The sequence below is a fragment of the Pseudomonas sp. YNh genome (assembly GCF_037993085.1).
Taxonomy (GTDB): Bacteria; Pseudomonadota; Gammaproteobacteria; order Pseudomonadales; family Pseudomonadaceae; genus Aquipseudomonas; species Aquipseudomonas putida.
Window position 1 is genome coordinate 202610 of record NZ_JBBMRJ010000002.1, and the last position, 25608, is coordinate 228217.

Annotated in this window: 19 protein-coding genes; 9 read left to right on the forward strand and 10 right to left on the reverse strand. The window is 62.9% G+C overall.

Going from position 1 to position 25608, the window contains the following annotated elements; genetic code table 11:
- Positions 1–21 precede the first annotated feature (21 nt).
- Complete coding sequence (locus WF331_RS02960; RefSeq protein ID WP_016501929.1) at positions 22–858, reverse strand: 23S rRNA (adenine(2030)-N(6))-methyltransferase RlmJ; 837 nt, start codon at positions 856–858, stop codon at positions 22–24.
- Between the two features lie 185 nt (positions 859–1043).
- Positions 1044–2522 carry a sodium/proline symporter PutP gene (gene putP / locus WF331_RS02965; protein WP_041168145.1) on the reverse strand — a complete coding sequence of 493 codons (1479 nt, stop codon included), beginning with the start codon at positions 2520–2522 and terminating at the stop codon, positions 1044–1046.
- A 355-nt stretch (positions 2523–2877) separates the two neighbouring features.
- Here putP and putA point away from each other — a divergent pair, with 355 nt between their 5' ends.
- Positions 2878–6831 (forward strand): trifunctional transcriptional regulator/proline dehydrogenase/L-glutamate gamma-semialdehyde dehydrogenase, encoded by a 3954-nt coding sequence (gene putA / locus WF331_RS02970; RefSeq protein ID WP_016501931.1) that lies wholly within the window; start codon positions 2878–2880, stop codon positions 6829–6831.
- A gap of 211 nt (positions 6832–7042) precedes the next feature.
- Here the strand turns inward: putA and WF331_RS02975 are convergent, their stop codons facing one another.
- From WF331_RS02975 to WF331_RS02990, 4 genes are all read right to left on the reverse strand, one after another.
- Positions 7043–7306, reverse strand: a complete 264-nt coding sequence (locus tag WF331_RS02975; RefSeq protein WP_012312461.1) for a DUF3077 domain-containing protein — start codon at positions 7304–7306, stop codon at positions 7043–7045.
- A 155-nt stretch (positions 7307–7461) separates the two neighbouring features.
- Entirely contained in the window at positions 7462–7704 is a 243-nt protein-coding gene (locus tag WF331_RS02980) for a hypothetical protein (RefSeq protein ID WP_096426996.1), read from the reverse strand.
- 799 nt (positions 7705–8503) lie between these two features.
- On the reverse strand, positions 8504–8923 hold the full coding sequence (locus tag WF331_RS02985) for a hypothetical protein (protein ID WP_340622645.1): 420 nt from the start codon (positions 8921–8923) through the stop codon (positions 8504–8506).
- Positions 8924–8931: 8 nt separating this feature from the next.
- Positions 8932–9441, reverse strand: a complete 510-nt coding sequence (locus tag WF331_RS02990) for a hypothetical protein (RefSeq protein WP_340622646.1) — start codon at positions 9439–9441, stop codon at positions 8932–8934.
- A gap of 418 nt (positions 9442–9859) precedes the next feature.
- On the opposite strand from WF331_RS02990, the gene WF331_RS02995 reads away from it, so the two are divergent.
- The 7 genes from WF331_RS02995 (at position 9860) to yccS (ending at position 21058) form a co-directional block, all read left to right on the forward strand.
- Positions 9860–11662, forward strand: a complete 1803-nt coding sequence (locus WF331_RS02995) for an acyl-CoA dehydrogenase (RefSeq protein WP_340622647.1) — start codon at positions 9860–9862, stop codon at positions 11660–11662.
- Between the two features lie 32 nt (positions 11663–11694).
- Entirely contained in the window at positions 11695–13137 is a 1443-nt protein-coding gene (locus WF331_RS03000) for a TldD/PmbA family protein (RefSeq protein WP_016501934.1), read from the forward strand.
- Positions 13137–14456: a TldD/PmbA family protein gene (locus WF331_RS03005; RefSeq protein WP_174370344.1), complete on the forward strand. Its 1320-nt coding sequence runs from the start codon at positions 13137–13139 to the stop codon at positions 14454–14456. Before WF331_RS03000 ends, WF331_RS03005 begins: the two co-directional genes overlap by 1 nt.
- A 127-nt stretch (positions 14457–14583) precedes the next feature.
- Complete coding sequence (gene mdtD / locus WF331_RS03010) at positions 14584–16011, forward strand: multidrug transporter subunit MdtD (protein WP_016501936.1); 1428 nt, start codon at positions 14584–14586, stop codon at positions 16009–16011.
- Positions 16012–16124: 113 nt separating this feature from the next.
- Complete coding sequence (gene dbpA / locus WF331_RS03015) at positions 16125–17462, forward strand: ATP-dependent RNA helicase DbpA (RefSeq protein WP_231859037.1); 1338 nt, start codon at positions 16125–16127, stop codon at positions 17460–17462.
- A gap of 147 nt (positions 17463–17609) precedes the next feature.
- The gene (locus WF331_RS03020; protein WP_016489502.1) at positions 17610–18791 is read left to right on the forward strand and encodes a BaiN/RdsA family NAD(P)/FAD-dependent oxidoreductase; all 1182 of its coding nucleotides are present in this window, start codon (positions 17610–17612) and stop codon (positions 18789–18791) included.
- Between the two features lie 83 nt (positions 18792–18874).
- A complete protein-coding gene (gene yccS, locus WF331_RS03025; protein ID WP_016501938.1) occupies positions 18875–21058 on the forward strand; it encodes a YccS family putative transporter in 2184 nt (727 codons plus the stop codon).
- 130 nt (positions 21059–21188) lie between these two features.
- On the opposite strand, the gene WF331_RS03030 is transcribed toward yccS, so the two are convergent.
- On the reverse strand, positions 21189–21926 hold the full coding sequence (locus WF331_RS03030; protein WP_041167917.1) for a substrate-binding periplasmic protein: 738 nt from the start codon (positions 21924–21926) through the stop codon (positions 21189–21191).
- 155 nt (positions 21927–22081) lie between these two features.
- Between WF331_RS03030 and WF331_RS03035 the strand changes: the two genes are divergently transcribed.
- Positions 22082–22534 (forward strand): GNAT family N-acetyltransferase, encoded by a 453-nt coding sequence (locus WF331_RS03035; protein WP_016501940.1) that lies wholly within the window; start codon positions 22082–22084, stop codon positions 22532–22534.
- Between the two features lie 79 nt (positions 22535–22613).
- Here the strand turns inward: WF331_RS03035 and WF331_RS03040 are convergent, their stop codons facing one another.
- From WF331_RS03040 to WF331_RS03050, 3 genes are read right to left on the reverse strand one after another with little or no spacing between them, the layout of a single operon-like run.
- Entirely contained in the window at positions 22614–22910 is a 297-nt protein-coding gene (locus WF331_RS03040; RefSeq protein ID WP_003249396.1) for a winged helix-turn-helix domain-containing protein, read from the reverse strand.
- Between the two features lie 12 nt (positions 22911–22922).
- A complete protein-coding gene (locus tag WF331_RS03045) occupies positions 22923–23423 on the reverse strand; it encodes a M48 metallopeptidase family protein (protein ID WP_016501941.1) in 501 nt (166 codons plus the stop codon).
- A gap of 39 nt (positions 23424–23462) precedes the next feature.
- On the reverse strand, positions 23463–25595 hold the full coding sequence (locus tag WF331_RS03050; RefSeq protein ID WP_016501942.1) for a putative bifunctional diguanylate cyclase/phosphodiesterase: 2133 nt from the start codon (positions 25593–25595) through the stop codon (positions 23463–23465).
- Positions 25596–25608: the final 13 nt, after the last annotated feature.

Genomic DNA, 25608 nt, shown 5'->3' on the forward strand with positions numbered 1-25608 from the left:
GGCCAGTACAGGCAAGCAATACTATTCGGCGATGAGCCAGTCCATGCGGTAGCTACCGTCCGTCTGGGCCAGCTCTTTGGCGAGCCACGGCAGCAGCTCCTTGAGCTCTTCCTCCAGGCCCCACGGCGGGTTGGCGATGGCCAGGCCCGAACCATTGAGGCCCTGCGGGCTATCCTGATGGTGCACATACAGCTCGACCCGCAGCAGCTTCGGCGCCCCGGTGCTGGTCAGGTCCTGGTAGTAACGCGTCAGCGAGCGCTGGTCCTTGATCGGGTACCAGATGGCCGCGACAGTCTGGCGCATGCGGCTGATCGCCTCTTTCATGGAATTGGTGCAGCGCTTGAGCTCATCGGCCTGCTCGAACGGCGGGTCGATCAGCATGATCGCGCGCTTTTCCTGCACCGGCAGCAGGGCCCTGGGCACATGCCAGCCTTCGCCCAGGTGCACGACCACACGCGGGTCTTTTTTCATGTTCTCTTTGAGCAGCGGCCCGTCTTCAGGGTGCTTCTCGTTGAGCAGCGCACGGTCTTGCTGGCGCATCAGGCGGCGAGCCAGTTCGGGCGAACCGGGGTAGTAACGCAGCTCACCGTCGGCGTTCAGGCGCTTGATGACACGCAGGTAATCGGCAGCCATGGCCGGCACATCATCGCGGCCCCACAGGCGGGCGACGCCTTCCAGGTACTCGCCGGTGCGGGTTGCCTGGTCGCCTTGCAGGTCGTACAGACCGAGCCCTGCGTGGGTATCGATGTAGGCGAACGGCTGCTCCTTGCGCGACATCAAGGCGATGAGGCGGGTCAGCACGATGTGTTTGAGGACGTCGGCGTGGTTGCCGGCGTGGAAGGCGTGACGATAGTTCATGGCAACTCCTGCGAAGGCGGCAAGTTTACCTTGCCTTGCAGGCGGAGTCAGGCCTGGCTGCTGATCGGCGGCGCCTGCTTGGCGGGTAAACCCGCACCACAGGGCCTGCACAGTTCTCAGAACCCTGCGCAGTACCTGTGGGAGCGGGCAAGCCCGCGAAGAAGGCAACGCCGATTCAACGGGTATTACTTGTCAGCGTGATACGCCGCATCAGCAGTCTCGAAGCGCTGCACCATCGCTTTCGACGGGCTGCCCAGCTTGCTCACCAGAACAATGGCGATGCTCGCCAGCAGGAAGCCCGGGATGATTTCGTACAGGCCCCAGGTATCGATCTGCTTCCACAGGATCACGGTCAGTGCACCAACCACGATACCGGCCAGCGCGCCGTTACGGGTCATGCCTTTCCACAGCACCGAAATCAGCACCACCGGACCGAAGGCCGCACCGAAGCCGGCCCAGGCATAAGCCACCAGGCCCAGCACGCGGTTTTCCGGGTTGGCAGCCATGGCGATGGCAATCAGTGCCACGGCCAGTACCATCAGGCGACCGACCCACACCAGCTCGACCTGCGAAGCGTTCTTGCGCAGGAAGGCCTTGTAGAAGTCTTCGGTCAATGCACTGGAACACACCAGCAGCTGGCAGCTCAGGGTGCTCATCACCGCCGCAAGAATGGCCGACAGCAGCACACCGGCGACCCATGGGTTGAACAGGATCTTGGCCAGCTCGATGAAGACACGCTCATGGTTCTCGGTGACCGGGCCTGCCAGGTCAGGGTTGGCCGAGAAGTAGGCGATGCCGAAGAAGCCCACGGCGCAGGTACCAGCCAGGCACAGGATCATCCAGGTCATGGAGATACGGCGAGCCTTGGCGATGGATTTCACCGAATCGGCGGCCATGAAGCGCGCCAGGATGTGCGGCTGGCCGAAGTAGCCCAGGCCCCAACCCATCAGCGAGATGATGCCGATAAAGGTGGCACCTTTGAACATGTCGAAGTTGGCCGGGTTCACCGCCTCGATGGCAGCAAAGGTGGTGTCGAAGCCGCCCGTGGAAATCAGCACGATCACCGGGGTCAGGATCAGCGCGAAGATCATCAGCGAAGCCTGCACCGTATCGGTCCAGCTCACCGCCAGGAAGCCACCCACGAAGGTGTAGGCGATGGTAGCCGCGGCGCCAGCCCACAGGGCAGTCTCGTACGGCATGCCAAAGGTGCTCTCGAACAGACGGGCACCGGCAACGATGCCAGAGGCACAGTAGATGGTGAAGAACACCAGGATGACGATCGCCGAAATGATACGCAGCAGGCCGCTATTGTCTTCGAAACGGCTGGCGAAGTAGTCCGGCAGGGTCAGCGCATCACCGTTGTGCTCGGTCTGCACGCGCAGCCGGCCGGCCACGAACAGCCAGTTGAGGTAAGCACCAACGGTCAGGCCGATGGCGATCCAGGCCTCGGACAGGCCCGAGAAGTAGATGGCGCCCGGTAGGCCCATCAGCAGCCAGCCGCTCATGTCGGATGCGCCGGCAGACAGCGCGGTGACCACGCTACCCAGGCTGCGACCGCCCAGAATGTAATCGGAAAGGTTGTTGGTGGCGCGATAGGCGGCGAAGCCGATCAGCACCATTGCTGCGATGTAGATCACGAAGGTGATCGTTAGTGGATTGCCCATGCGTGTGCCCTGGCGTTTGTTTTTATCATGCGCAACCACAGCGATGGCGGTTGCACCCAGGCGGCGAATGCTATGCAACAACGCAAAGAAGGTGCAACCATTTTTCTTTTGCAAGTTGCACCCGCTGGAGCATTTTTTGTAAAAGCCAATTTTTTGCTCCTTTTTGGCGCATCAAGCCAATTTTTCAGATCAAAACGAACCGGAAACGCCCCTTTTCAGGGTGTGGAAATGTCTGTCAGACGAGTTGCACCTTTTACACAAAAAATTCGGGTTGCACCTGGTTGCACCCGAATTGTCCTACAGCTACTCTTGGCGCCAGCTTAGGCCACAGCCGTGGCAATAACGAGGATAAGAAATGGCGACGACCACCCTTGGGGTCAAACTCGATGACCCAACCCGTGAGCGACTCAAGGCAGCTGCGCAGTCGATTGACCGCACGCCGCACTGGTTGATCAAGCAAGCGATCTTCAATTACCTGGAGAAGCTCGAGGGTGGTGCCACCCTGACCGAACTCAACGGCCACGCCACCAGCCTGGCTGATGATGCCGGTGATGTTCAGGCCGACCACAGCCACCAGTGCTTCCTCGAATTTGCCGAAAGCATCCTGCCACAGTCGGTACTACGTTCGGCGATCACCGCCGCCTACCGCCGCCCCGAGCAGGAAGTGGTACCAATGCTGCTGGAGCAGGCGCGCCTGAGCGCACCGCTGGCCGAGGCCACCAACAAGCTGGCCGCTGGCATCGCCGAAAAACTGCGCAACCAGAAGAGCGCTGGCGGTCGTGCCGGCATCGTCCAGGGCCTGCTGCAGGAGTTCTCGCTGTCGTCCCAGGAAGGCGTGGCGCTGATGTGCCTGGCCGAAGCCCTGCTGCGCATCCCCGACAAGGGCACTCGCGATGCGCTGATCCGCGACAAGATCAGCACCGGCAACTGGCAGCCGCACCTGGGCAACAGCCCCTCGCTGTTCGTCAACGCCGCCACCTGGGGCCTGCTGCTGACCGGCAAGCTGGTCAGCACCCACAATGAATCCGGCCTTACCTCCTCGCTCACGCGCATCATCGGCAAGAGCGGCGAGCCGATGATCCGCAAGGGCGTCGACATGGCCATGCGCCTGATGGGCGAGCAGTTCGTCACTGGCGAGACCATCGCCGAAGCACTGGCCAATGCCAGCCGCTTTGAGGCCAAGGGTTTCCGCTATTCCTACGACATGCTCGGCGAAGCCGCGCTTACCGAGCACGATGCGCAGAAGTACCTGGCGTCCTACGAGCAGGCCATCCACTCGATTGGCAAGGCCTCCCATGGCCGCGGCATCTATGAAGGCCCGGGCATCTCGATCAAGCTGTCGGCACTGCACCCGCGCTACAGCCGCGCCCAGTACGAACGCGTGATGGAAGAGCTGTACCCGCGCCTGCTGTCGCTGACCCTGCTGGCCAAGCAGTACGACATCGGCCTGAACATCGACGCCGAAGAAGCCGACCGGCTGGAGCTGTCGCTCGACCTGCTGGAGCGCCTGTGCTTCGAGCCGTCGCTGGCGGGCTGGAACGGGATCGGCTTTGTCATCCAGGCCTACCAGAAGCGCTGCCCGTACGTGATCGACTACGTCATCGACCTGGCCAAGCGCAGCCGCCACCGCCTGATGATCCGCCTGGTGAAAGGCGCCTACTGGGACAGCGAGATCAAGCGCGCCCAGGTCGAGGGCCTGGAAGGCTACCCGGTCTACACCCGCAAGGTGTACACCGACGTGTCCTACGTCGCCTGCGCCCGCAAGCTGCTGGCCGTGCCAGAAGCCATCTACCCGCAGTTCGCCACCCACAACGCCCACACCCTCTCGGCCATCTACCACATTGCCGGGCAGAACTACTACCCGGGCCAGTACGAGTTCCAGTGCCTGCACGGCATGGGCGAGCCGCTGTACGAGCAAGTGGTCGGCAAGATTGCCGATGGCAAGCTGAACCGTCCGTGCCGCGTCTATGCACCGGTCGGCACCCACGAAACGCTGCTGGCCTACCTGGTGCGTCGCCTGCTGGAAAACGGCGCCAACACCTCGTTCGTCAACCGCATCGCCGACCACTCGATTTCCATCCAGGAACTGGTCGCCGACCCGGTCGCCAGCATCGAGCGCATGGGCACCCAGGAAGGCAACATCGGCCTGCCACACCCGCGTATCCCGCTGCCGCGCGACCTGTATGGCACCGAGCGGGCCAACTCGGCCGGCATCGACATGGCCAACGAACACCGCCTGGCGTCGCTGTCCTGCGCCATGCTGGCCACCGCTCACAACGACTGGAAGGCCGCCCCGCTGCTGGCCTGCGCCGCCAGTGAAAGCACTGCCGCGCCGGTACTGAACCCGGCAGATCATCGCGACGTGGTCGGCCATGTGCAGGAAGCCACCGTTGCCGACGTCGACAACGCCATCCAGTGCGCACTGAACGCCGCGCCGATCTGGCAGGCAACCCCGCCCGCCGAGCGTGCTGCCATTCTGGAACGCACTGCCGACCTGATGGAGGCCGAAATCCAGCCGTTGATGGGCCTGCTCATCCGCGAGGCCGGCAAGACCTTCGCCAACGCCATCGCCGAAGTGCGTGAAGCCGTGGACTTCCTGCGCTACTACGCCGTGCAGGCACGCAACGACTTCAGCAACGACGCCCACCGCCCACTGGGCCCGGTGGTGTGCATCAGCCCGTGGAACTTCCCGCTGGCGATCTTCACCGGCCAGGTAGCTGCCGCCCTGGCTGCCGGCAACCCGGTGCTGGCCAAGCCAGCCGAGCAAACCCCGCTGATCGCTGCCCAGGCCGTGCGCCTGCTGCTGGAAGCCGGCATCCCAGAGGGCGTGCTGCAACTGCTGCCAGGCCGCGGCGAAACCGTCGGTGCCGGCCTGGTCGGTGACGAACGCGTCAAAGGCGTGATGTTCACCGGCTCCACCGAGGTTGCCCGCCTGCTGCAGCGCAACGTTGCCGGTCGCCTGGACAACCAGGGCCGCCCGATCCCGCTGATCGCCGAAACCGGTGGCCAGAACGCGATGATCGTCGACTCCTCGGCACTGACCGAGCAGGTGGTGATCGACGTGGTTTCCTCGGCCTTCGACAGTGCCGGCCAGCGTTGCTCGGCCCTGCGCGTGCTGTGCCTGCAGGAAGACTCCGCCGACCGCGTCATCGAAATGCTCAAGGGCGCCATGGCCGAAAGCCGCCTGGGCTGCCCGGACCGCCTGGCCGTGGACATTGGCCCGGTGATCGACGCCGAAGCCAAAGCCGGCATCGAGAAGCACATCCAGGGCATGCGTGAGAAAGGCCGTTCGGTCTATCAGGTCGCCATTGCCGATGCTGCCGAGGTCAAGCGCGGCACCTTCGTGATGCCGACCCTGATCGAGCTGGACAGCTTCGACGAACTGAAGCGCGAAATCTTCGGCCCGGTGCTGCACGTGGTGCGATACAACCGCCGCAACCTGGACCAGCTGATCGAGCAGATCAACGCCTCCGGCTACGGCCTGACCCTCGGCGTGCACACCCGCATCGACGAGACCATCGCCAAGGTGGTGGAAAACGCCAACGCCGGCAACATGTACGTCAACCGCAACATCGTCGGTGCAGTGGTAGGCGTGCAGCCGTTCGGTGGTGAAGGCCTGTCTGGCACCGGCCCGAAAGCCGGCGGCCCGCTGTACCTGTACCGCCTGCTGTCGACCCGCCCGGCCGACGCGATTGGCCGCCACTTCCAGCAGCAGGATGGCGAAGGCAAGCCAGACCGCACCCTGCACGAACAGCTGGTCAAGCCACTGCACGGCCTGAAGGCCTGGGCCGAGAACAACCAGCTGGCCGACCTGGCCGCGCTGTGCAGCCAGTTCGCCAGCCAGTCGCAGAGCGGCATCGCCCGCCTGCTGCCTGGCCCGACCGGCGAGCGCAACAGCTACACCATCCTGCCGCGTGAGCACGTGCTGTGCCTGGCCGACAACGAGGCTGACCTGCTGGCGCAACTGGCTGCAGTACTGGCCGTTGGTAGCTCGGCGGTGTGGGCTGACAGCGAACCGGGCAAGGCCCTGCGGGCCCGCCTGCCGCGTGAGCTGCAGGCCAAGGTCAAGCTGGTGGCGGACTGGAACAAGGATGACGTGGCGTTCGACGCCGTGATTCACCATGGCGACTCGGACCAGCTGCGCAGCGTGTGCCAGCAGGTGGCCAAGCGTGCTGGTGCGATCGTCGGTGTGCACGGGCTGTCCAGCGGGGATCACCAGATTGCGCTGGAGCGGTTGGTGATTGAGCGGGCGGTGAGTGTGAACACTGCGGCGGCGGGGGGGAATGCCAGCTTGATGACCATTGGCTGAGGCTGAGGGTTGTTGAAAGGAAAGGGAGAGCTTTGGCTCTCCCTTTTTTATGGGTGCTCGGCTTGAGATTGGGTTTTGGCTGGTAGGCGCTCGCCACAACATTTTTTGCGCCTGTGAGATCGAGCGCCGGGCGGGCGGCGCTCGATCTCACAGGCGCTGAAACTGCTGCGGCGAATACATTGGGGCCTTCATGCAGCCTGAAGCCAGGCCGTCACTGCTTCATCCCCAACTCAGCATCATCCATCAGTGCCTTGGCCATCGCACTCAAATAATGCGCAGCCCAGAGCATCATCGGTTTCTCATCCATCAACCCGGTAATGGTCAGTTCGCGCACATAGCCCATCAACTCCGAAGACTGCTCTCGGGCATCCCTGCACGGGATACCCGGCTCGATGCGAAACAGTGGATGTGTGCCATTCTCGCCCTGGTAGAACGTGGTCTTGCCGACGGTGAACTGGGTGTCTTCTGTTGTCATTGTTCAATCCCCTGATAATTCTCGACTGCCTGGCCTGGCCCTTTCGCGGGTGAACCCGCTCCCACAGGTTCATCACAAGCCCCAAGGCTTGCACAGTACCTGTGGGAGCGGGTTTACCCGCGAAGAGGCCAGCCCAGGCAACACATTACGCAGCCTCAATGCACAGGCCTGGCCTCAGCGGGCATCTGCACCTGAACCAATGCAGACTCAAGCAAAGCCCGCAGCGCCTCCAGTTCATGCATCGTGGTCATCATCAGGATCGAAGCCGGCGACCTGGGCTGCAGCTGTATGGCGTGGTGCACCACGGTTGCGGCACACAGCGCGTGATCCGTGGCCTGGATCAGGGTGTCTTCAAGGGAATGGGCGTTAAGGGGTGGATCGGGGACTATCTTCAGCATCATGGTTCACCTAGTGATAAAGGCCACTACACACCTGCTGTCAAACAAGAGGGTGGCAGCTGTACATGGGTTGACAGACCGGTAGGCAAACCAAAACCCGGCGCACACGAAGTGCCCCATGCACAGCTGCCATAAAGGCAAAGCGATGCGGTTTGACCTAAGCGGCCTGTCAAAGCCGGTCACTGATTTGGCAGCGACCACCCGAGACTAGGGCCCGATCCAGAGCACCGCAATGGCTTGAAGGGGGTTGGGAGTATGTTTGGGAAATGGACTACATGGAATAGGTGAAAACCTAAAATGATCTGCCGAAACCGGCCGGAATGCGGTGAGGCTGGAAGGTGTTCGCCTCACCTTTTGCAGCGCCTGTGAAATCGAGCGCCGCGCGGGCGGCGCTCGGTCTTGCAGGCGCAGAAAATGTTGTGACTAACACCTGGCCGCCTTCACGCAACCGGAAGGCAAGCCCTCACTGTCTTCTGTTGTTATTGTTCGATCCCCTGAAATTTCTGTAATCCCTGGGCCGGCCCTTTCGCGGGCACGCCCGCTCCCACAGGATCACCACAGGCTTCAAGACTTGCATAGTACCTGTGGGAGCGGGCGTGCCCGCGAAAGGGCCGGCACTCACAACACGTCAATCGACCTCGGCGCACACTGCGCGTAATCCCCGGCCTGGATAAAGGTGTCTTCGAGGGAAGGGGTGTTAGGAGGTGGATCGGGAACTATCTTCAGCACTGGATTTTCTCTCGTTAAGAACCACCACCATCTGCTGTCAAAAGACAAGCACCTTTATGCCTTAAGTCCTTCACGGGCGACTTCGCCAGAGCCACCAAAGACTCCAGACTTTAGCCCCTTCAGAGGCAACGACAAGGGTCAACCAAATCCACGTGCTGGTATCAGGCAATAGCAAAATCAAGGAAAACGATGGAATGATAAAGAAAATGCGAAAAGGGAATTGAACACTAGCCAAGTAGACTCCGGAGACCTTCCCCAAGCAAAGCAATATACTGCTGGCGACAAGGGATAACTGGACGGCCAGGGCCATCCAAATCATGAACTCGAGACCTCCGCCCCACTGTTCCATATTTGCAAGGGCCGAATTGAAGTCACTCACAAAGGGCGTCACACCTCTGTTCAAGCTATTGAATACCACGAAAGAAATGTAAAAAGCATCCATACCACCCCAAAGCAAACCGACCAACCGCGTTGACTTTGTCAAATCCATGCTCCAAGTCATTTTTGTTTTAGCTCATACTCTTCGTTTGCGATTACTGGCCGCCAATGCCATGAAGCCCCCGATACATCCCAGGCATCATCAGCCTCCACGTAAATTTGCGTGACTTTCCGCTCCATACCATATCTATAGTTTGCTGAAGACGATGCAACGTTGCGATCCTCAGTGCCCAGCGGCACCCACTCCTGAGTTACCGTTCGCGTCGTATTCGCAAAATCTTTCCCTGACGACAAAAAGCCTCGACCTTCATCGCCTCTCGATACCAGGAAATTCGCAACAAAGGCAACACTCGATGCAATTTTATTAACGCGCATAGACGTGATCTTCCATTTGCCGGGACCACTTACGTCAGAGACAGTGTTAATCAAAAAATCGCCGTCATTTTTCCTACTACAAATTCTCGCATTCCAATTCTCTTCGATACTTATTGGCTTGAATGGTTCATCTTTAATCAGCATCCACTCGCCTGACGCAACCGGCGTGAGCGCTTTATCAATTTGATCGCTCACAAGGCTAACCGAGCTCTAATAGAGACCACACTCCTTCAAGAGCTCGGTTACACCACATACCTCCCGAACATAACCTCGACTTTTCAAGTTATCTCTAATTATCGAGACCGCAAAGAATGGATCTTCGACCTTGCACAGATCCTCCTTCCTGACGTCCGTCCAGCGAGTGAGCTTTTCCATTGCCAATCCTCTATGCCAAAGACTGACATTTACATGGTTTAACTCAAGAAAGCCGCATGGCAACGTCCGAAAATGTTGTGGGAAATTTCTCTGCTTTGCATGGAAAACAAGATTTCAACGGATGCCAGACCGCTAGGTCTCATTGCACTTTCTAAACCCATATCACCCAAACCTATTAACCTCCCCCCACCCCACCCGATTCCCTACACTCGCAGCATCCCGCCTCAGGACCGCCACCATGCCCGAGACCCTGCTCAGCCCCCGCAACCTGGCCTTCGAACTCTACGAAGTCCTCGACGCCCAAGCCCTCACCCAGCGCCCGCGCTTCGCCGAGCACAGCCGCGAAACCTTCGACGCGGCACTGACTACCGCCCGCACCATCGCCAAAAAGTACTTCGCCCCGCACAACCGCAAGGCCGACGAAAACGAGCCGCGCTACGTGGACGGCCGCGCTGAACTGATCCCCGAGGTCAAGCCTGCCGTCGATGCCTTCCTCAAGGCCGGCTTCCTCAACGCCAACCGGGACTTCGAGGTCGGCGGCATGCAGCTGCCCAGCCTGGTTTCGCAGGCCTGCTTCGCACACTTCCAGGCTGCCAACGCCGGCACCACGGCCTACCCGTTCCTGACCATGGGCGCAGCCAACCTGATCGAGAATTTCGGCACAGAGGAACAGAAACGCCTGTTCCTCCAGCCCATGATTGATGGCCGCTTCTTCGGCACCATGGCACTGACCGAGCCCCACGCCGGCTCGTCTCTGGCCGACATCCGCACCCGTGCCGAACCTGCGGGCGATGGCAGCTACCGGCTCAAGGGCCACAAGATCTTCATCTCCGGGGGCGACCACGAACTGTCGGAAAACATCGTGCACATGGTGCTGGCCAAGCTGCCGGACGCACCGCCCGGGGTGAAAGGCATCTCGCTGTTCATCGTGCCCAAGTACCACGTAAACCCCGACGGCAGCCGTGGCCCGCGCAACGATGTACTGCTGGCCGGGCTGTTCCACAAGATGGGCTGGCGCGGCACTACCTCCACTGCGCTGAACTTCGGCGACAACGGCCAGTGCGTCGGGTACCTGGTCGGCCAGCCGCACCAGGGCCTGGCCTGCATGTTCCAGATGATGAACGAGGCACGCATCGGCGTTGGGATGGGCGCGGTGATGCTCGGATACGCCGGCTACCTGTATTCGCTGGAATATGCCCGCCAACGGCCGCAAGGCCGGCTGCCGGACAACAAAGACCCACTCAGCCCGGCGGTGCCGATCATCGCGCACACCGATGTGAAACGTATGCTGCTTACACAGAAGGCGTACGTGGAAGGCGCCTTCGACCTGGGCCTTTACGCCGCGCGCCTGTTCGACGATACCCACACCGCCGATGACGAAACGTCCCGCACACAAGCGCAGGCGCTGCTCGACCTGCTGACCCCGATCGTCAAATCCTGGCCCTCGACGTTCTGCCTCAAGGCCAACGAACTGGCGATCCAGATTCTCGGTGGCCACGGCTATACTCGCGAATACCCGGTGGAACAGTACTACCGCGACAATCGCCTGAACCCGATCCACGAGGGCACCGAAGGCATCCAGTCACTCGACTTGCTCGGCCGCAAGCTGGCACAGAACCATGGTGCCGGGCTCAAGCAACTGATCCGCCTGATCGCCACCACTGGCGAACGTGCAAGCCACCACCCCAAACTCGACCCACTGCGCCAGCCACTGGAGCAACTGGTCAACCGCCTGCAGGCCGTGACCCTGGCCCTGCTCGGCGACATGGCCCAAGGCGAAGTCGCTGGTGCCCTGGCAAACTCGGCCTTGTACCTAAAGGCCTTCGGCCATTGCGTGATCGGCTGGCGCTGGCTGGAACAGGCCATTCACGCCGAGCTTGGCCTGCAGAAAGGTCACCCTGCCGATCGCGACTTCTATCAGGGCAAGCTGCAGGCCGCGCGTTATTTCCTGACCTGGGAAGTACCGGGCTGCCATAATGAGCTGGCATTGCTAGAGGCGCGCGACGACACTTGCCTCACCATGCAGGACGAGTGGTTCTAAGGGGGAGCCACCGTGTACACGGAGGCTTTTGCATGTTCGATTCCAGCGCCCTGCTGCGCCAGCGCTTTGCCGCGCTGCGCAGTACGGCCGAGTTGTTTTCCCTGCGCCATGTGAAACAGTCGCACCAGGCGCTGTCGGTTCGCCGCAATGTCGCCGAGCCACCTTTCTTCAGCCAGGACGAAGGCGCCATGCTCACCGTGCGGGTCAATGGCGTGGAGGCCTATGCGGCCACCGCCGACCTCTCCCAGGCTGGCCTGCAACGCGCATTGGAACAAGCCGAGGCGCTGGCCCGGCAGATTGCCCGACACAGCCTGCTGGACCTGCGCAACCAGCCGGTGACCAGCGCACGCCACGACCATATCTCGCCCAACTTCGACCAGCCCGTCCCCTCCCTCGCCGACTGCCTTGGCCTGCTCGCCGCCGAATCGGCCAGCGTGCCCAAGGACAGCCGCCTGGTGGACTGGCAGGCCAGTCTGGGCCTGAGCCTGGTGGAGCAAACCTACCTGAACTCCGCGGGCGCCGAACTGCGGCACGCACAGCGTTTCCTGTTCCCGGGGCTGGGCGTAACCGCCAGCGATGGCCAGGACAGCCAGAGCCGCAGCCTGGGCCGCGACAACTTCGGCCAGCAGGGCGGTTTCGAGATCATCGAGCGCTGCGGGCTGGTCGGCGCCGCCCGGCAGGTGGCCGACGAGGCACTGCAACTGCTGCTGGCCCCCAACACCCCCAGCGGCCCGCGCGACCTGCTGCTGATGCCCGACCAGATGATGCTGCAGATCCACGAGTCCATCGGCCACCCGCTGGAGATGGACCGCATCCTCGGCGACGAGCGCAACTACGCGGGCACCAGCTTCGTCAAAGCCAGCGACTTCGGCCACCTGCAGTACGGCTCCAGCCTGTTGAACGTGACCTTCGACCCGACCATCGGCGAAGAACTGGCCAGCTACAGCTTTGATGATGACGGCACCCCGGCCAGCAAGCAGTTCCTGATCCGCGACGGCCTGCTGCTGCGCCCACTGGGCGGCGCGCTGTCGCAGTTCCGTTCTGGCCTGGACGGCGTGGCCAACAGCCGCGCCTGTGGCTGGAACCGTGCACCGATCGACCGCATGGCCAACCTCAACATCGAACCGGGTGATCAGAGCCTGGAGCAACTGGTGCAAGGCATCGAGCACGGCATCCTGATGCGTACCAACCGCTCGTGGTCCATCGATGATGCGCGCAACAAGTTCCAGTTCGGCTGTGAATATGGCCAGTTGATTGAAAACGGCGAGCTCAAGGGCATCGTCAAGAACCCCAACTACCGCGGCATCTCCGCGCAGTTCTGGCGCAACCTGTCGGCCGTCGGCGACCGCAGTACCTTCCAGGTACTGGGCACGCCCAACTGTGGCAAAGGCGAACCTAACCAGGTGGTGCGGGTCGGCCATGCCTCGCCGGCCTGCGTATTCCGCCAGATCGATGTATTCGGAGGAGACGCCTGATGAAGCACGCTTTCGAAACGCTTGTCGGGGATGTACGCGCTGCCCTGCAAGCAGGCGAGCAGTTCACCCTCGGCTACAGCGCAGAACAGTCGCAGTTCGTGCGGTTCAACCACGCCAAGGTGCGCCAGGCCGGTGAAGTGAGCCAGGCAAGCGCGCAACTGCGGCTGGTGCGCGATGGCCGCCAGGCGGAACAGCAAGTGACCTTGAGTGGCGACGTGCAACTGGACCGCCAGCGCCTGAGCGATGCCCTTGAGCAACTGCGCCACACCTTGCCGTTGCTGGCCCTCGACCCGTATCTGCGCCTGGACGAAAGCGCTTGGCACAGCCACAGCCTGCTGGACCATCCCCTGCCCGCACTGGACGAGGTACTGGCCCTGCTCGACCGTGAAGCTGGCGACCTGGACCTGGTCGGCATCTACGCCGCCGGCCCGATCTGCCGGGGCTTTGCCAGTTCGTTCGGGGCCTTTGGCTGGCACCAGGCCAACAGCTTCAACTTTGACTGGAGCCTGTTCCACGAAAACGGCCAGGCGGTGAAGGCCAACTATGCCGGCCAGCAGTGGAGCGCCGACGACTTCACCGAGCGCCTGCGCCAGGCACGTGAACAACTGGGCTTCCTCGGCCGCCCGGCAGTTACCCTCAAGCCTGGCAGCTACCGGGCCTACCTGGCGCCTGCGGCCATGGACGAAATCGCCGGCATGCTGTGCTGGGGCGGTTTTTCCGCACAGGCCCTCGCCACCGGCAACAGCGCCTTGCAGCGCCTGTACAACGGCGATGCACGGTTAAGCCCGCTGGTGAGCTTCACCGAGCAGGTCAGCGGCTCGCTGAGCCCGGCGTTTTCCGATGAAGGGGCGCCACGCCTTGATGTGCCGTTGATCCAGCAAGGCGCGGCGCAGCAACGCTTGATCTGCGCACGCAGCGCGGTCGAGTTCGAGCTGCTGGCCAATGGCGCCGACAGCTACGAGTCGCCCTGCGCGCTCAGCCTGGCGCCAGGCAACCTGGCCAATGAGCAGGTCCTTGAGCGGCTTGGCACCGGGCTGTACATCAGCAACCTGTGGTACCTGAACTACTCTGACCTGCCGGCAGCACGCATGACCGGGCTTACCCGCTTCGCCACCTTCTGGGTGGAAAACGGGCAGATCCAGGGGCCGGTAAGCACCATGCGCTTCGATGACAGCCTGTACAGTTTGCTGGGCAATCAGCTGGAGGACCTGACCCAGGAGCGCGAGATGATCTTGTCGACCAGTACCTATGGGCAGCGCAGTACCGGGTCGAGCCATTTGCCCGGGGCACTGGTCAAAGGCCTGACCCTGACATTGTGACTGGACTTGCCGGCCCTTTCGCGGCTTAAGCCGCTCCCACAGGATTTCCACTGCCCTCAAATGTAGTGATATCCCTGTGGGAGCGGCTTTAGCCGCGAAAGGGCCGGCACTGACAAACGAGGAAGTCATGCCTGAGCGCACCCCGCTGGACCCCGTCACCGCCCGCTGGATCCCCTGGGTGGTGGCCATCGCTTTCTTCATGCAGTCCCTGGACGGCACCATCCTCAACACCGCGCTGCCGGCCATGGCCCGCTCGCTGTCCGAAGACCCGCTGCGTATGCAAGGCGTGATCATCGCCTACATGCTCACCGTGGCCCTGCTGATCCCGGCTTCGGGCTGGATCGCCGACCGTTTTGGCACCAAGCGCATCTTCTTCAGCGCCATCCTGCTGTTCAGCTTCGGCTCGCTGCTGTGCGCCGCAGCCAACAGCCTCGGCTTCCTGATCTTCGCCCGCGTCGTCCAGGGCCTGGGCGGTGCACTGATGCTGCCGGTCGGGCGGCTGGTGGTGCTGCGCGCCTACCCGCGCAGCGAGCTGGTGCGGATCATGAGCTTCATCACCATCCCTGGCCTGCTCGGACCACTGCTGGGGCCAACCGTCGGCGGCTGGCTGGTGGAAATCCTCAGCTGGCACTGGATCTTCCTGCTCAACCTGCCAGTCGGCCTGATCGGCTGCATTGCCGTCTGGAAGTTCATCCCGGACCTGCGCGGTGCCGAACGAACCTCGTTCGACGGCCCGGGGTTCCTGTTGTTTGGCGCAGCGATGGTATTGATCACCATCGCCATGGAAGGCCTGGGCGAGTTGCACCTGCCGCACCTGCGGGTGATGTTGCTGCTGTTCGCCGGCATGGCCTGCCTGGCCGCCTACTGGCTGCGCGCGGGGCGCGACCCGGAGCCGCTGTTCTCGCCCAGCCTGTTCCGCGTGCGTACCTTCGCCATCGGCATCCTCGGCAACCTGTTCGCGCGCCTGGGCAGCGGCGCACTGCCGTTCCTGGTGCCGTTGCTGCTGCAGGTGGCACTGGGCTACTCACCCGCCCAGGCCGGTATGAGCATGATCCCGCTGGCGGCAGCGGCCATGCTGGCCAAGTCTGTCGCAAGGCCGCTGATCGAGCGCTTCGGCTACCGCATCATCCTCACCGGCAACACCTTGTTGCTGGGCCTGCTGCTGGCCAGCCTCGGCCTGGTCGATGAGCAGACACCCTACGCAGTGCTGCTGATCCAGCTGGGCCTGCTGGGCGCGGTCAACTCCATGCAGTTCACGGCCATGAACACGGTAACCCTGATCGACCTCGATGACGCCAGCGCCAGCAGCGGCAACAGCCTGCTGTCGGTGGTCGCACAATTGGCGCTGAGCCTGGGCGTGGCCTGTGCCGGCGCCTTGCTTGGAGGCTTTACCGCCGCCGGTAGCGCCGAGGGTGTGGAAAGCACCCTGGGCGCCTTCCAGTTGACGTTTGTCACCATCGGCGTGATGGCCATGCTGGCGGCAGCGATCTTCCTGCAACTGGCGCCGACGGACGGAAGGCGTGCCCGTCGTCCGGAACAACACATGGAACCGTAGGGCTAATGGCCACGAGGCTGGTAGACTGTGCGGCATTTTTTCGCTTCGCAACGCAGGCCCGCCTCGTGACCACCGAATCCACCGCCTTTGCCACTTTGCCGTTGTCCGCCGCCATGCTGGCGAACCTGGACGCCCTCGGCTATGCCTCGATGACGCCGATCCAGGCCCAGAGCCTGCCCGTCATCCTCAAGGGTCAGGACCTGATCGCCCAGGCCAAGACCGGCAGCGGCAAGACCGCCGCCTTCGGCATCGGCCTGCTGAACCCGATCAACCCGCGCTACTTCGGCTGCCAGGCGCTGGTGCTGTGCCCTACCCGCGAGCTCGCCGACCAGGTGGCCAAAGAGCTGCGCCGCCTGGCCCGCGCCGAGGACAACATCAAGATCCTCACCCTGTGCGGTGGCGTTTCGCTGGGCCCGCAGATCGCTTCGCTGGAGCACGGTGCGCACATCATCGTCGGTACCCCGGGGCGCATCCAGCAGCACCTGGACAAAGGCACCCTGGTGCTCGACGGCCTGAACACGCTGGTGCTGGACGAAGCCGACCGCATGCTCGACATGGGTTTCTTCGACGCCATCGCCAGCATCATCGGCAAGACCCCATCGCGCCGCCAGACCCTGCTGTTCTCGGCCACCTACCCGTCCGGCATCAAGCAGCTGGCCGCCGACTTCATGCGCAACCCGCAGCAGGTCAAGGTCGAGAGCCTTCACACCGACAACCAGATCGAACAGAGCTTCATCGAGATCGACCCACAGCACCGCCTTGAAGCCGTCACCCGTGTGCTCGGCCACTACCGCCCGCAATCCTGCGTGGCGTTCTGCTTCACCAAGCAGCAGTGCGAGGACGTGGTTGCCCACCTGACGGCCAAGGGCATCGTCGCCCAGGCCCTGCACGGTGACCTGGAGCAACGCGACCGTGACCAGGTACTGGCCATGTTCGCCAACCGCAGCAGCTCGGTGCTGGTGGCCACCGACGTGGCCGCGCGCGGCCTGGATATCGATGGCCTGGACATGGTCATCAACGTGGAGCTGGCGCGTGATGCGGAAATCCACGTGCACCGCGTGGGCCGTACCGGCCGTGCTGGCGAGAAAGGTGTGGCGGTAAGCCTGGTGGCACCGGCAGAAGGCCACCGCGCCCAGGCCATCGAAGACCTGCAGAAAAGCCCGCTGCGCTGGGACTCGCTGGACAGCTTGAAGAGCAAGGGCGGTGAACCGCTGCTGCCGGTGATGACCACGCTGTGCATTGCCGCAGGCCGCAAGGACAAACTGCGCCCTGGTGACATCCTGGGGGCACTGACCGGTGATGCCGGTATCCCCGGCAAGCAGGTGGGCAAGATCGCCATCTTCGACTTCCAGGCGTTTGTTGCGGTGGAGCGCGCGCTCGCCAAGCAGGCCATGCAGCGGCTGAACAGCGGCAAGATCAAGGGCCGCGCCCTGAAAGTCCGCATTCTCTGACATTTTTTGGGGCTGCTCTGCAGCCCATCGCCGGCAAGCCAGCTCCCACAGGATCACCACAGGCCTCAGGCTTGTGCACGGCCTGTGGGAGCTGGCTTGCCGGCGATGGGCCGCACAGCGGCCCCAAACTACCCATGAGGTAACACCGTGCACTCCACCGACGTGATCATCCTCGGCGCCGGCGCCGCCGGCCTGATGTGCGCCCAGCTCAGCGCCCGCCGTGGCCGCCGGGTGCTGCTGCTCGACCACGCCAACAAGCCGGGCAAGAAAATCCTCATGTCCGGCGGCGGGCGCTGCAACTTCACCAACATGTACACCGAGCCCGCCAACTTCCTGTCGCACAATGCGCACTTCTGCAAGTCGGCCCTGGCCCGCTATACCCAGTGGGACTTCATCGAGCTGGTGTGCAAGCACGGCGTGGCGTACCACGAGAAGAAGCTCGGCCAGCTGTTCTGCGACAACAAGGCCAGCGACATCCTCGACATGCTGCTGGCCGAATGCGACGAGGCCGGCGCCGAGATCCGCATGCACACCAGCATCGAACACATCGAGAAGACCGAAAGCGGCTACCTGCTGCAGACCAGCGGCGGCCAGTTCGCCTGCCAGTCGCTGGTGATCGCCACCGGCGGCCTGTCGATCCCGACCCTGGGCGCCACCGGCTTCGGCTACCAGGTGGCGCGCCAGTTTGGCCACACCCTGCTGCCAACCCGCGCCGGGCTGGTGCCGTTCACCATCACCGAGCCCCAGCTCAAGGCACTGTGCACCGAGTTGTCCGGTACCTCGCTGGACTGCACCGCCAGCTGCAACGGCACCAGCTTCCGCGAGAACCTGCTGTTCACCCACCGCGGGCTGAGCGGCCCGGCGATCCTGCAGATTTCGTCGTTCTGGGAAGCCGGTGACACGGTCGAAATCAACCTGCTGCCGGACCGCGATGCGCTCACCTGGCTGCAACAGATGCAGGCCGAACGTGCCAACGCCGAACTGAAGACCGTGCTGGGCGAGGTATTCACCCGCAAGCTGGCCAACCTGCTGGCCGAGCAATGGTTCGAGTCCAGGCCGATGAAGCAGTACACCCCGGCGGAACTGGCGCAAATCGCCGAAAAACTGGCGAACTGGCAAGTGGTGCCGGCCGGCACCGAAGGCTACCGCACCGCCGAAGTGACCTTGGGCGGCGTGGATACCCGCGAAGTGTCGTCCAAGACCATGGAATCGCTGAAAAGCCCCGGGCTGTACTTCATCGGGGAAGTGCTGGATGTCACTGGCCACCTGGGCGGTTTCAACTTCCAGTGGGCCTGGGCATCAGCCAACGCCGCGGCGCAGTTCGTGTAGAGTAGAATCCATTCAGCAGCACGGAACGCTTCTTGCTGGCCCGTGCTGCAATGCATTCTTCGCTCACTGCCTAGCAGGCCATCATGTCATCGAGCTCGTTCCGTCAGTCACTGCGTCGCCTGTGGGGCCAAGACAAGTTCAGCTACAGCATCCGGGTCACCATCGCCCTCACCGGCAGCCTGGCCCTGTGCTGGTACCAGAACGAGATGGCCCTGCTGATTCCGCTGTTCCTCGGCATCATCGCCAGCGCCCTGGCCGAAACCGACGACAGCTGGCAGGGCCGCCTCAGCGCCCTCGCCGTTACCTTGGTATGTTTCGCCATCGCTGCACTGGCGGTCGAGTTACTGTTCCCCTACCCCTGGATATTCGCCATCGCCCTGGCTTTGGCGGCGTTCGGCCTGACCATGCTCGGCGCCTTGGGCGAGCGCTATGGTGCGATTGCCTCGGCGACACTGATCACGGCGGTTTACACCATGATCGGTGTGGACCAGCGCGGTGGCCAAGTGACGGACTTCTGGCACGAGCCCCTGTTACTGGTGGCCGGTGCGGCCTGGTACGGGCTGCTTTCGGTACTGTGGCAGGCGCTGTTTTCCAACCAGCCGGTGCAACAGAGCCTGGCCAAGCTGTTCTTCGAACTGGGCAGCTACCTCAAGCTCAAGGCCAGCCTGTTCGAGCCCATCCGCACCCTCGACGTCGAGGCCCGGCGCCTGGAGTTGGCCCAGCAGAACGGCAAGGTGGTGGCAGCGCTCAACGCAGCCAAGGAGATCATCCTGCACCGGGTAGGCAACAGCCAGCCCAATTCCAAGGTCAGCCGCTACCTCAAACTGTACTTCCTGGCCCAGGACATTCACGAGCGGGTCAGTGCCTCGCACTACCCCTACAACGGCCTGACCGAAGCGTTTTTCCACAGCGACGTGATGTTCCGCTGCCAGCGCCTGCTGCGTAAACAAGGCTCGTCGTGCCAGGAGCTGGCCCGCTCGATCCGTCTGCGCCAGCCGTTTGTGCTGGCCAGTGGTTACCCAGAAGCCCTCGAAGACCTGAACGCCTCGCTGGAGCACCTGCGCCTCCAGAACAACCCGGCCTGGCGCAGCCTGTTGCGCTCGCTGCGGGCACTGGCCGCCAACCTGGCAACGCTGGACCGCCTGCTAAGCGCCGCCAGCAACCCGGACAGCCTGGCCGATACCAGCGACAGCAGCTTGCTCGACCGCTCGCCACGCTCGCTGAAGGACGTGTGGAAGCGCCTGCGCACCCAGCTCACACCGACTTCGCTGTTGTTCCGTCACGCCCTGCGCCTGCCGCTGGCGCTGTCGATCGGCTACGGCATGGTGCACCTGATCCACCCGACCCAGGGCTACTGGATCATCCTCACCACGCTGTTCGTGTGCCAGCCCAACTACGGTGCAACCCGGCGCAAGCTGGTGCAGCGAATCTTCGGCACCGCCGTCGGCCTGACAGTGGGCTGGGCATTGTTCGACCTGTTCCCCAACCCGGTCATCCAGTCGCTGTTCGCCGTGGTTGCCGGGGTAGTGTTCTTCGTCAACCGCACCACCCGCTACACCCTGGCCACGGCCGCGATCACCCTGATGGTGCTGTTCTGCTTCAACCAGATCGGCGATGGCTACGGCCTGTTCCTGCCGCGCCTGTTCGATACCCTGGTGGGCAGCCTGATCGCCATCCTGGCGGTGTTCCTGTTCCTGCCGGACTGGCAAGGGCGACGGCTGAACAAGGCGCTGGCCAATACCCTGGCCTGCGCCAGCGTGTACCTGCGCCAGATCATGCAGCAGTATGCCCACGGCAAGCGCGACGACCTGGCCTACCGCCTGGCCCGGCGCAACGCCCATAACGCCGACGCCGCGCTGTCCACGACCTTGGCCAACATGCTGATGGAGCCTGGGCACTTCCGTAAGGAAGCCGACGTCGGCTTCCGCTTCCTGGTGCTGTCGCACACCTTGCTCAGCTACCTCTCGGGGCTGGGCGCGCACCGTGACACGGCCTTGCCGGCAGAGGTGCAGGAGCAGTTGATCGAGGGCGCCGGGCAAAGCCTGGCCAGCAGCCTGGACGAGATTGCCAACGGCCTGGCCGCTCGGCTACCGGTGGCGATTCACAGCGATGCCGAAGAGGCGCTGGCCAATGCGCTGGAGCAGATGCCGGAAGAGCTGGATGAACATCAGCGGTTGGTGCAGACACAGTTGGCGTTGATTTGCCGACAGTTGGGGCCGTTGCGGACCTTGGCGGCACACCTGATCAAGGAAGGTGCCCCGGCCTGATTGCCTTGTTGCCTGTGCTGGCCTCTTCGCGGGCTCGCCCGCCCCCACAGAGACCCCACAGAACCTGAGGTGTATGGGGTACCTGTGGGAGCGGGCGAGCCCGCGAAGCGGCCGGCACAGGCGATACAGATCAGAAGCCATGCTGGCGCATCAGCCGGTCATAGCTGCCATCGGCCTTCATCGCCGCAATGGCCTGCTCGAAGCGCTCAACGATGCGCTTATGCTCCGGGTGCTTCAGGCTCACAAGGATATGCAGGGTGTTCTCCCCCAGCGGCGGCTCCACCAGCATTACCCCGTCACGCACCTCCTGCGGCTCACGCTGCAGGTTGTAGCGGGCCACATACTCGTCCTCCACCGCCAGGTTCACCCGCCCTGCCGCCAGCATGCGTACCGCCGACGAAAAGTTGCGCACCGGCACCTTGTGCAGGCGGGTATCAGCGTCGAATTCCGGTGAATAGGCGTAATCACGTACCACGGCGATGGTGTAGGGGTACAGATCCGACTGGCCTTTGTAGTGGAACGCCTCGCCCGTGCGTTGCAGCAGGCGAATGCGGTTAGTCAGGTAGGCGTTGGAAAATTGCCCGATGTTGGTGCGCGAGTCGTTGTACCAGGCATTGATCAGTATGTCGTAGCGCCCTTCACCTACCCCCAGCAGCGCCCGCGCCCAGGGCGCTTCTTCATAGCTGCTGCTGTAGCCGGCACGGGCCAGCGCCGTGGTGACGATGCTGGTCGCCAGGCCGCCGCCCGGCATGTTGGCATCCGTGAACGGTGGCCAGTTGTCAGCCACCAGGCGTAGCTTGTCGTGACCCGGGGCGGCCGTGGCCACCAGCATTGCCAGTAATCCCAGAACACAAAGCAGTGGCCGCATGCTCAAGTCCTTTCGCAATGGTGGGCACACACTGCCGAAGAGATTACACAAAGCTGTTACCAAGGGCAGCGGCCAATAGTGTCATTTAGCCTCTATTTTGGCCGAAGGCCATACACCATGCGATGATCGAAGACCCACTCAAGGAGTTCGCGCCAATGTCCGTCGACTGGATCTGCAAGCACCACACCGATCTCGGCAAGGACCAGCTCTACGCAATTCTGCAATTGCGCATGCAAGTGCTGGTGGTCGAGCAGCGCTACGCCTATCAGGACGTCGATGGCCAGGATCTGACTGACGATACCCTGCACCTCATGGCCTGGCAGGATGACCAGCTGGTGGCCTACCTGCGCCTGCTCGATCCGCAGTCCCAAGGCGGGGACGTGGTAATCGGGCGGATGGTGACATCACCTGAAGCGCGCGAATTGGCGCTTGAAGAACACTTGCTGCTCAAGGGGCTTGAGGCAGCGGAGCACTGCTGGCCGGGAGTACCGGTTTACCTGTCGGCGCAGGCGCATTTGCAGGGGTTTTATGCCCGCCATGGGTTTGCGGTGGTGGGCGAGGAACATCTTGAAGATGACATCCCGCACATCGGGATGCGCAAAGGCTGACATTGCCGGGGTGCTTTGCACCCCTTTCGCCGGCAAGCCAGCTCCCACAGGTTACGCACAGGCCTGAGCCCCAAATGCTTCAGGGGTAACCCAGCACTTCGCGGATCTGCCGCAGATGGCGGATGATCCACTGCTTGTCGATCGCCCCCCAGTCATGAATGCGGTAATGCCCGGCGTGGTTGCGTGCGCCTTCCTGCTGTTCGAACTCGCAGACGATGTCCAGGTCGGCCAGGGCGGCGATGGTGTCCTGGGCCGTGCGCCGCGGCATGCCGGTGGCCTCCATCAGGGCGGGCACGCTGGTCGCGGTCTGGCTGTCGATCAGCCACGCGACATACAGGCGACGGTAGAAGCTGCTCTTGGTCTTGCTCACTTCCATGCTGCGTAGTCCTTAACAGTTGCCCGGCAGCTCCCGATAGGTCAGGTAGACGCGCAGGTCGAATTCCAGTTGGTGGTAGTCCGGCTCCATATGCTGGCAGAGCTGGTAGAACGCCTTGTTATGGTCGCGCTCGCGCAGGTGCGCCAGTTCGTGCACCACGATCATGCGCAAGAACTGCGGCGCAGCCTCCTTGAACAGCGAGGCAATGCGGATTTCCTTCTTCGCCTTGAGCTTGCCGCCCTGCACCCGCGACACCGCCGTGTTCAGGCCCAGGGCCCGATGGGTCAGGTCGAGACGGTTGTCGAACAGCACCTTGTCCAGGTTCGGCGCACTGCGCAGGTATTGCTGGCGCAGGTCCTGGGCATAGCTGTACAGCGCCTTGTCGCTTTGCACGTCATGGCGGTCGGGGTAGCGGCGCTGCAGGTATTCGCCCAGGCGGTCGCTGTCGATCATCTGCCGCACCTGCTGTTGCAGGTGCGGGGGGTAGGCTTGCAAGTAACGTAATACGGTCATGGCGCTGCATTCGGCGTGACGAATGCCGATTCTAGCCAATCATGGCCCAGGCCAGGAGAAAATCGCCGGGAAGCCGCTGGCATCCGCCGCGGTCATCGGGTACGCCACCAGGAAGCCCTGCACGTATTCGCAACCATTGGCCTTCAGCCAAGCCGCCTGGGCCGGGGTTTCCACACCCTCGGCGATCACTGTGATGCCGTAGTCGGCGCACAGGCCGATGACACTGCGGACCAGGGCAGCATCTACTGCCGAATCGGGCAAGCGCGCCACCAGGTGGCGGTCGAGCTTCAAGGTGTCGATCGGCAAGTCACGCAGCATGCGCAACGAGCAGTCGCCGGCGCCAAAATCGTCCAGGGCCACCCGCACCCCCAGCTCGCGCAAGCGGTGTATCTGTTTGACCGCCGCATCGATGTTGTACATCAGCGAAGTTTCCGCGACTTCCACCTCCAGCTGCGCCGGGTCCAGCTGGTAAAGCTGGATCACCCGCTGCAACTCCTCGACCAGGCCGGGCATGACAAACTGCGCGCGGCTCAGGCTGATGCCAAGCACAAGGTCGGCGGGAAACCGGTCGTACCAAGCCTGGCGCTGGGCGGCCCCCTGGCGGTAGATCCAGCTGGCCAGGCGGTTGATCAGGCGGGCTTCTTCCAGCAATGGAATGAACAGCCCCGGCGGCACGTCGCCGACGCTGGGGTGCTGCCAGCGCAACAAGGCCTCGAAGCCACGCAGTCGGCCATCAATGAAGGACACCTGCGGCTGGTACACCAAGGTGAAGTCCTGCTGCTCGATGGCGGCGCGCACACTGTCTTCCAGCATCAGCCGCGAACGCGCCCGGCCGTTGAGCTCCTGGTCGTAGAAACGGTACTGCTGGCGCCCGGCCTGCTTGGCGGCGTACATCGCCGCATCGGCTGCGCGCAACAGGCCTTCCACATTGGCCCCGCAGTCCGGGTAGGTGGCGATGCCGATGCTGACCCCTAGGCATACATCAAGCCCTTCGATCTGGTGGCTGATCGAAATACGCTCAAGCAACTGCTCGGCATAGCGCCCGGCCTGTTCGGGATACGGCAGGCTGTCGAAAAGCGCTGTGAATTCGTCACCGCCCATGCGTGCCAGCAAGGCCTCGCTGCCCAGGCAATCCTTGAGTTGCTCGCCCACCCAGCGCAGTACACGGTCACCGGTGTCGTGCCCCAACGAGTCGTTGATGCGCTTGAAGCCATCCAGGTCCATGTATATCAATGCCTGCGCCTTGTCCGAGCGCTCGTTGCGCAGCAGCGCACCTTCGGCAGCCTGGTAGAAACCGCGGCGGTTGAGCAGGCCGGTGAGCGGGTCGGTTACAGCCTGGTATTCCAGCTGCTGGTGCAGGTTGCGCACCACCGACATGTCCAGCACGGTGACCACCATGGCCTGTTGGTCAGCCGGCAGCGGGGCGCTGGACAACGCCACCGGCACCAGTTCGCCGCCGGGGGTACGCAGCTGGGCATCATGCACCCGGAAGATACGCCGCCCCAGGTAGGCCTGGTAGAAGTCAGAATCACCCCACAGGCTGGCACTGGCCAGTTGCACAAGGTCGAGCAGGTGCACGCCCTGCAGTTGCTGCATCGGGGCAGACAGCAAGCGTGAAATGGCCGGGTTGGCAAAACTGATGATGCCCTGGGCATCCACCACCAGGATGCCTTCGGCGGCATTCTCCAGGATCGACGCATTGAACGCCCTGGCCGCTTCCAGCTCGCGCGTAAGGCGCTGCAGCATGCGCCGGTTGCGTTGCTGGTCGAGCAAGGCCTGGACCTTGGGCTTGAGAATCTGCGGGTCGAACGGTTTGAACATGTAGTCCACAGCGCCGCTGGCGTACCCTTTGAGCACGGCGGCTTCGGACTGTTCGTTGGCGGTAAGGAATATGATCGGTGTCAGCCGGGTGCGCTGGCTGCCACGCATCAGCCGGGCGACTTCGAAACCATCCATCTCCGGCATCTGTACATCCAGCAAGACCAGGTCGACATCGTGTTCGAGCAACGCACTCAAGGCTTCCGTCCCCGAGCTTGCCGTCAACACTTGCCAATCCTGCCGGGCCAGCAACGCCCGCATGCTGATGAGGTTCTCCGGGTAGTCATCTACCACCAGTAGAACCGAGCTGCCATCCAGTGGCTGTGGTTGAACTTGAGCTTGAGCGCCATCCATGCTGCTTCTCGAT

Bases quoted from the DNA above. Each gene is read 5' to 3' on its own strand.
- WF331_RS03000 (WP_016501934.1), top strand. From the start codon at position 11,695: ATGTTCGATTCCAGCGCCCTGCTGCGCCAGCGCTTTGCCGCGCTGCGC.
- WF331_RS03050 (WP_016501942.1), bottom strand. From the start codon at position 25,595: ATGGATGGCGCTCAAGCTCAAGTTCAACCACAGCCACTGGATGGCAGC.
- WF331_RS03030 (WP_041167917.1), bottom strand. From the start codon at position 21,926: ATGCGGCCACTGCTTTGTGTTCTGGGATTACTGGCAATGCTGGTGGCC.
- WF331_RS03035 (WP_016501940.1), top strand. From the start codon at position 22,082: ATGTCCGTCGACTGGATCTGCAAGCACCACACCGATCTCGGCAAGGAC.
- WF331_RS02995 (WP_340622647.1), top strand. From the start codon at position 9,860: ATGCCCGAGACCCTGCTCAGCCCCCGCAACCTGGCCTTCGAACTCTAC.
- mdtD (WP_016501936.1), top strand. From the start codon at position 14,584: ATGCCTGAGCGCACCCCGCTGGACCCCGTCACCGCCCGCTGGATCCCC.
- putP (WP_041168145.1), bottom strand. From the start codon at position 2,522: ATGGGCAATCCACTAACGATCACCTTCGTGATCTACATCGCAGCAATG.
- WF331_RS02975 (WP_012312461.1), bottom strand. From the start codon at position 7,306: ATGACAACAGAAGACACCCAGTTCACCGTCGGCAAGACCACGTTCTAC.
- WF331_RS03045 (WP_016501941.1), bottom strand. From the start codon at position 23,423: ATGACCGTATTACGTTACTTGCAAGCCTACCCCCCGCACCTGCAACAG.
- dbpA (WP_231859037.1), top strand. From the start codon at position 16,125: ATGCTGGCGAACCTGGACGCCCTCGGCTATGCCTCGATGACGCCGATC.
- WF331_RS02985 (WP_340622645.1), bottom strand. From the start codon at position 8,923: ATGGATTTGACAAAGTCAACGCGGTTGGTCGGTTTGCTTTGGGGTGGT.
- yccS (WP_016501938.1), top strand. From the start codon at position 18,875: ATGTCATCGAGCTCGTTCCGTCAGTCACTGCGTCGCCTGTGGGGCCAA.
- WF331_RS02980 (WP_096426996.1), bottom strand. From the start codon at position 7,704: ATGCTGAAGATAGTCCCCGATCCACCCCTTAACGCCCATTCCCTTGAA.
- putA (WP_016501931.1), top strand. From the start codon at position 2,878: ATGGCGACGACCACCCTTGGGGTCAAACTCGATGACCCAACCCGTGAG.
- WF331_RS02960 (WP_016501929.1), bottom strand. From the start codon at position 858: ATGAACTATCGTCACGCCTTCCACGCCGGCAACCACGCCGACGTCCTC.
- WF331_RS03005 (WP_174370344.1), top strand. From the start codon at position 13,137: ATGAAGCACGCTTTCGAAACGCTTGTCGGGGATGTACGCGCTGCCCTG.
- WF331_RS03040 (WP_003249396.1), bottom strand. From the start codon at position 22,910: ATGGAAGTGAGCAAGACCAAGAGCAGCTTCTACCGTCGCCTGTATGTC.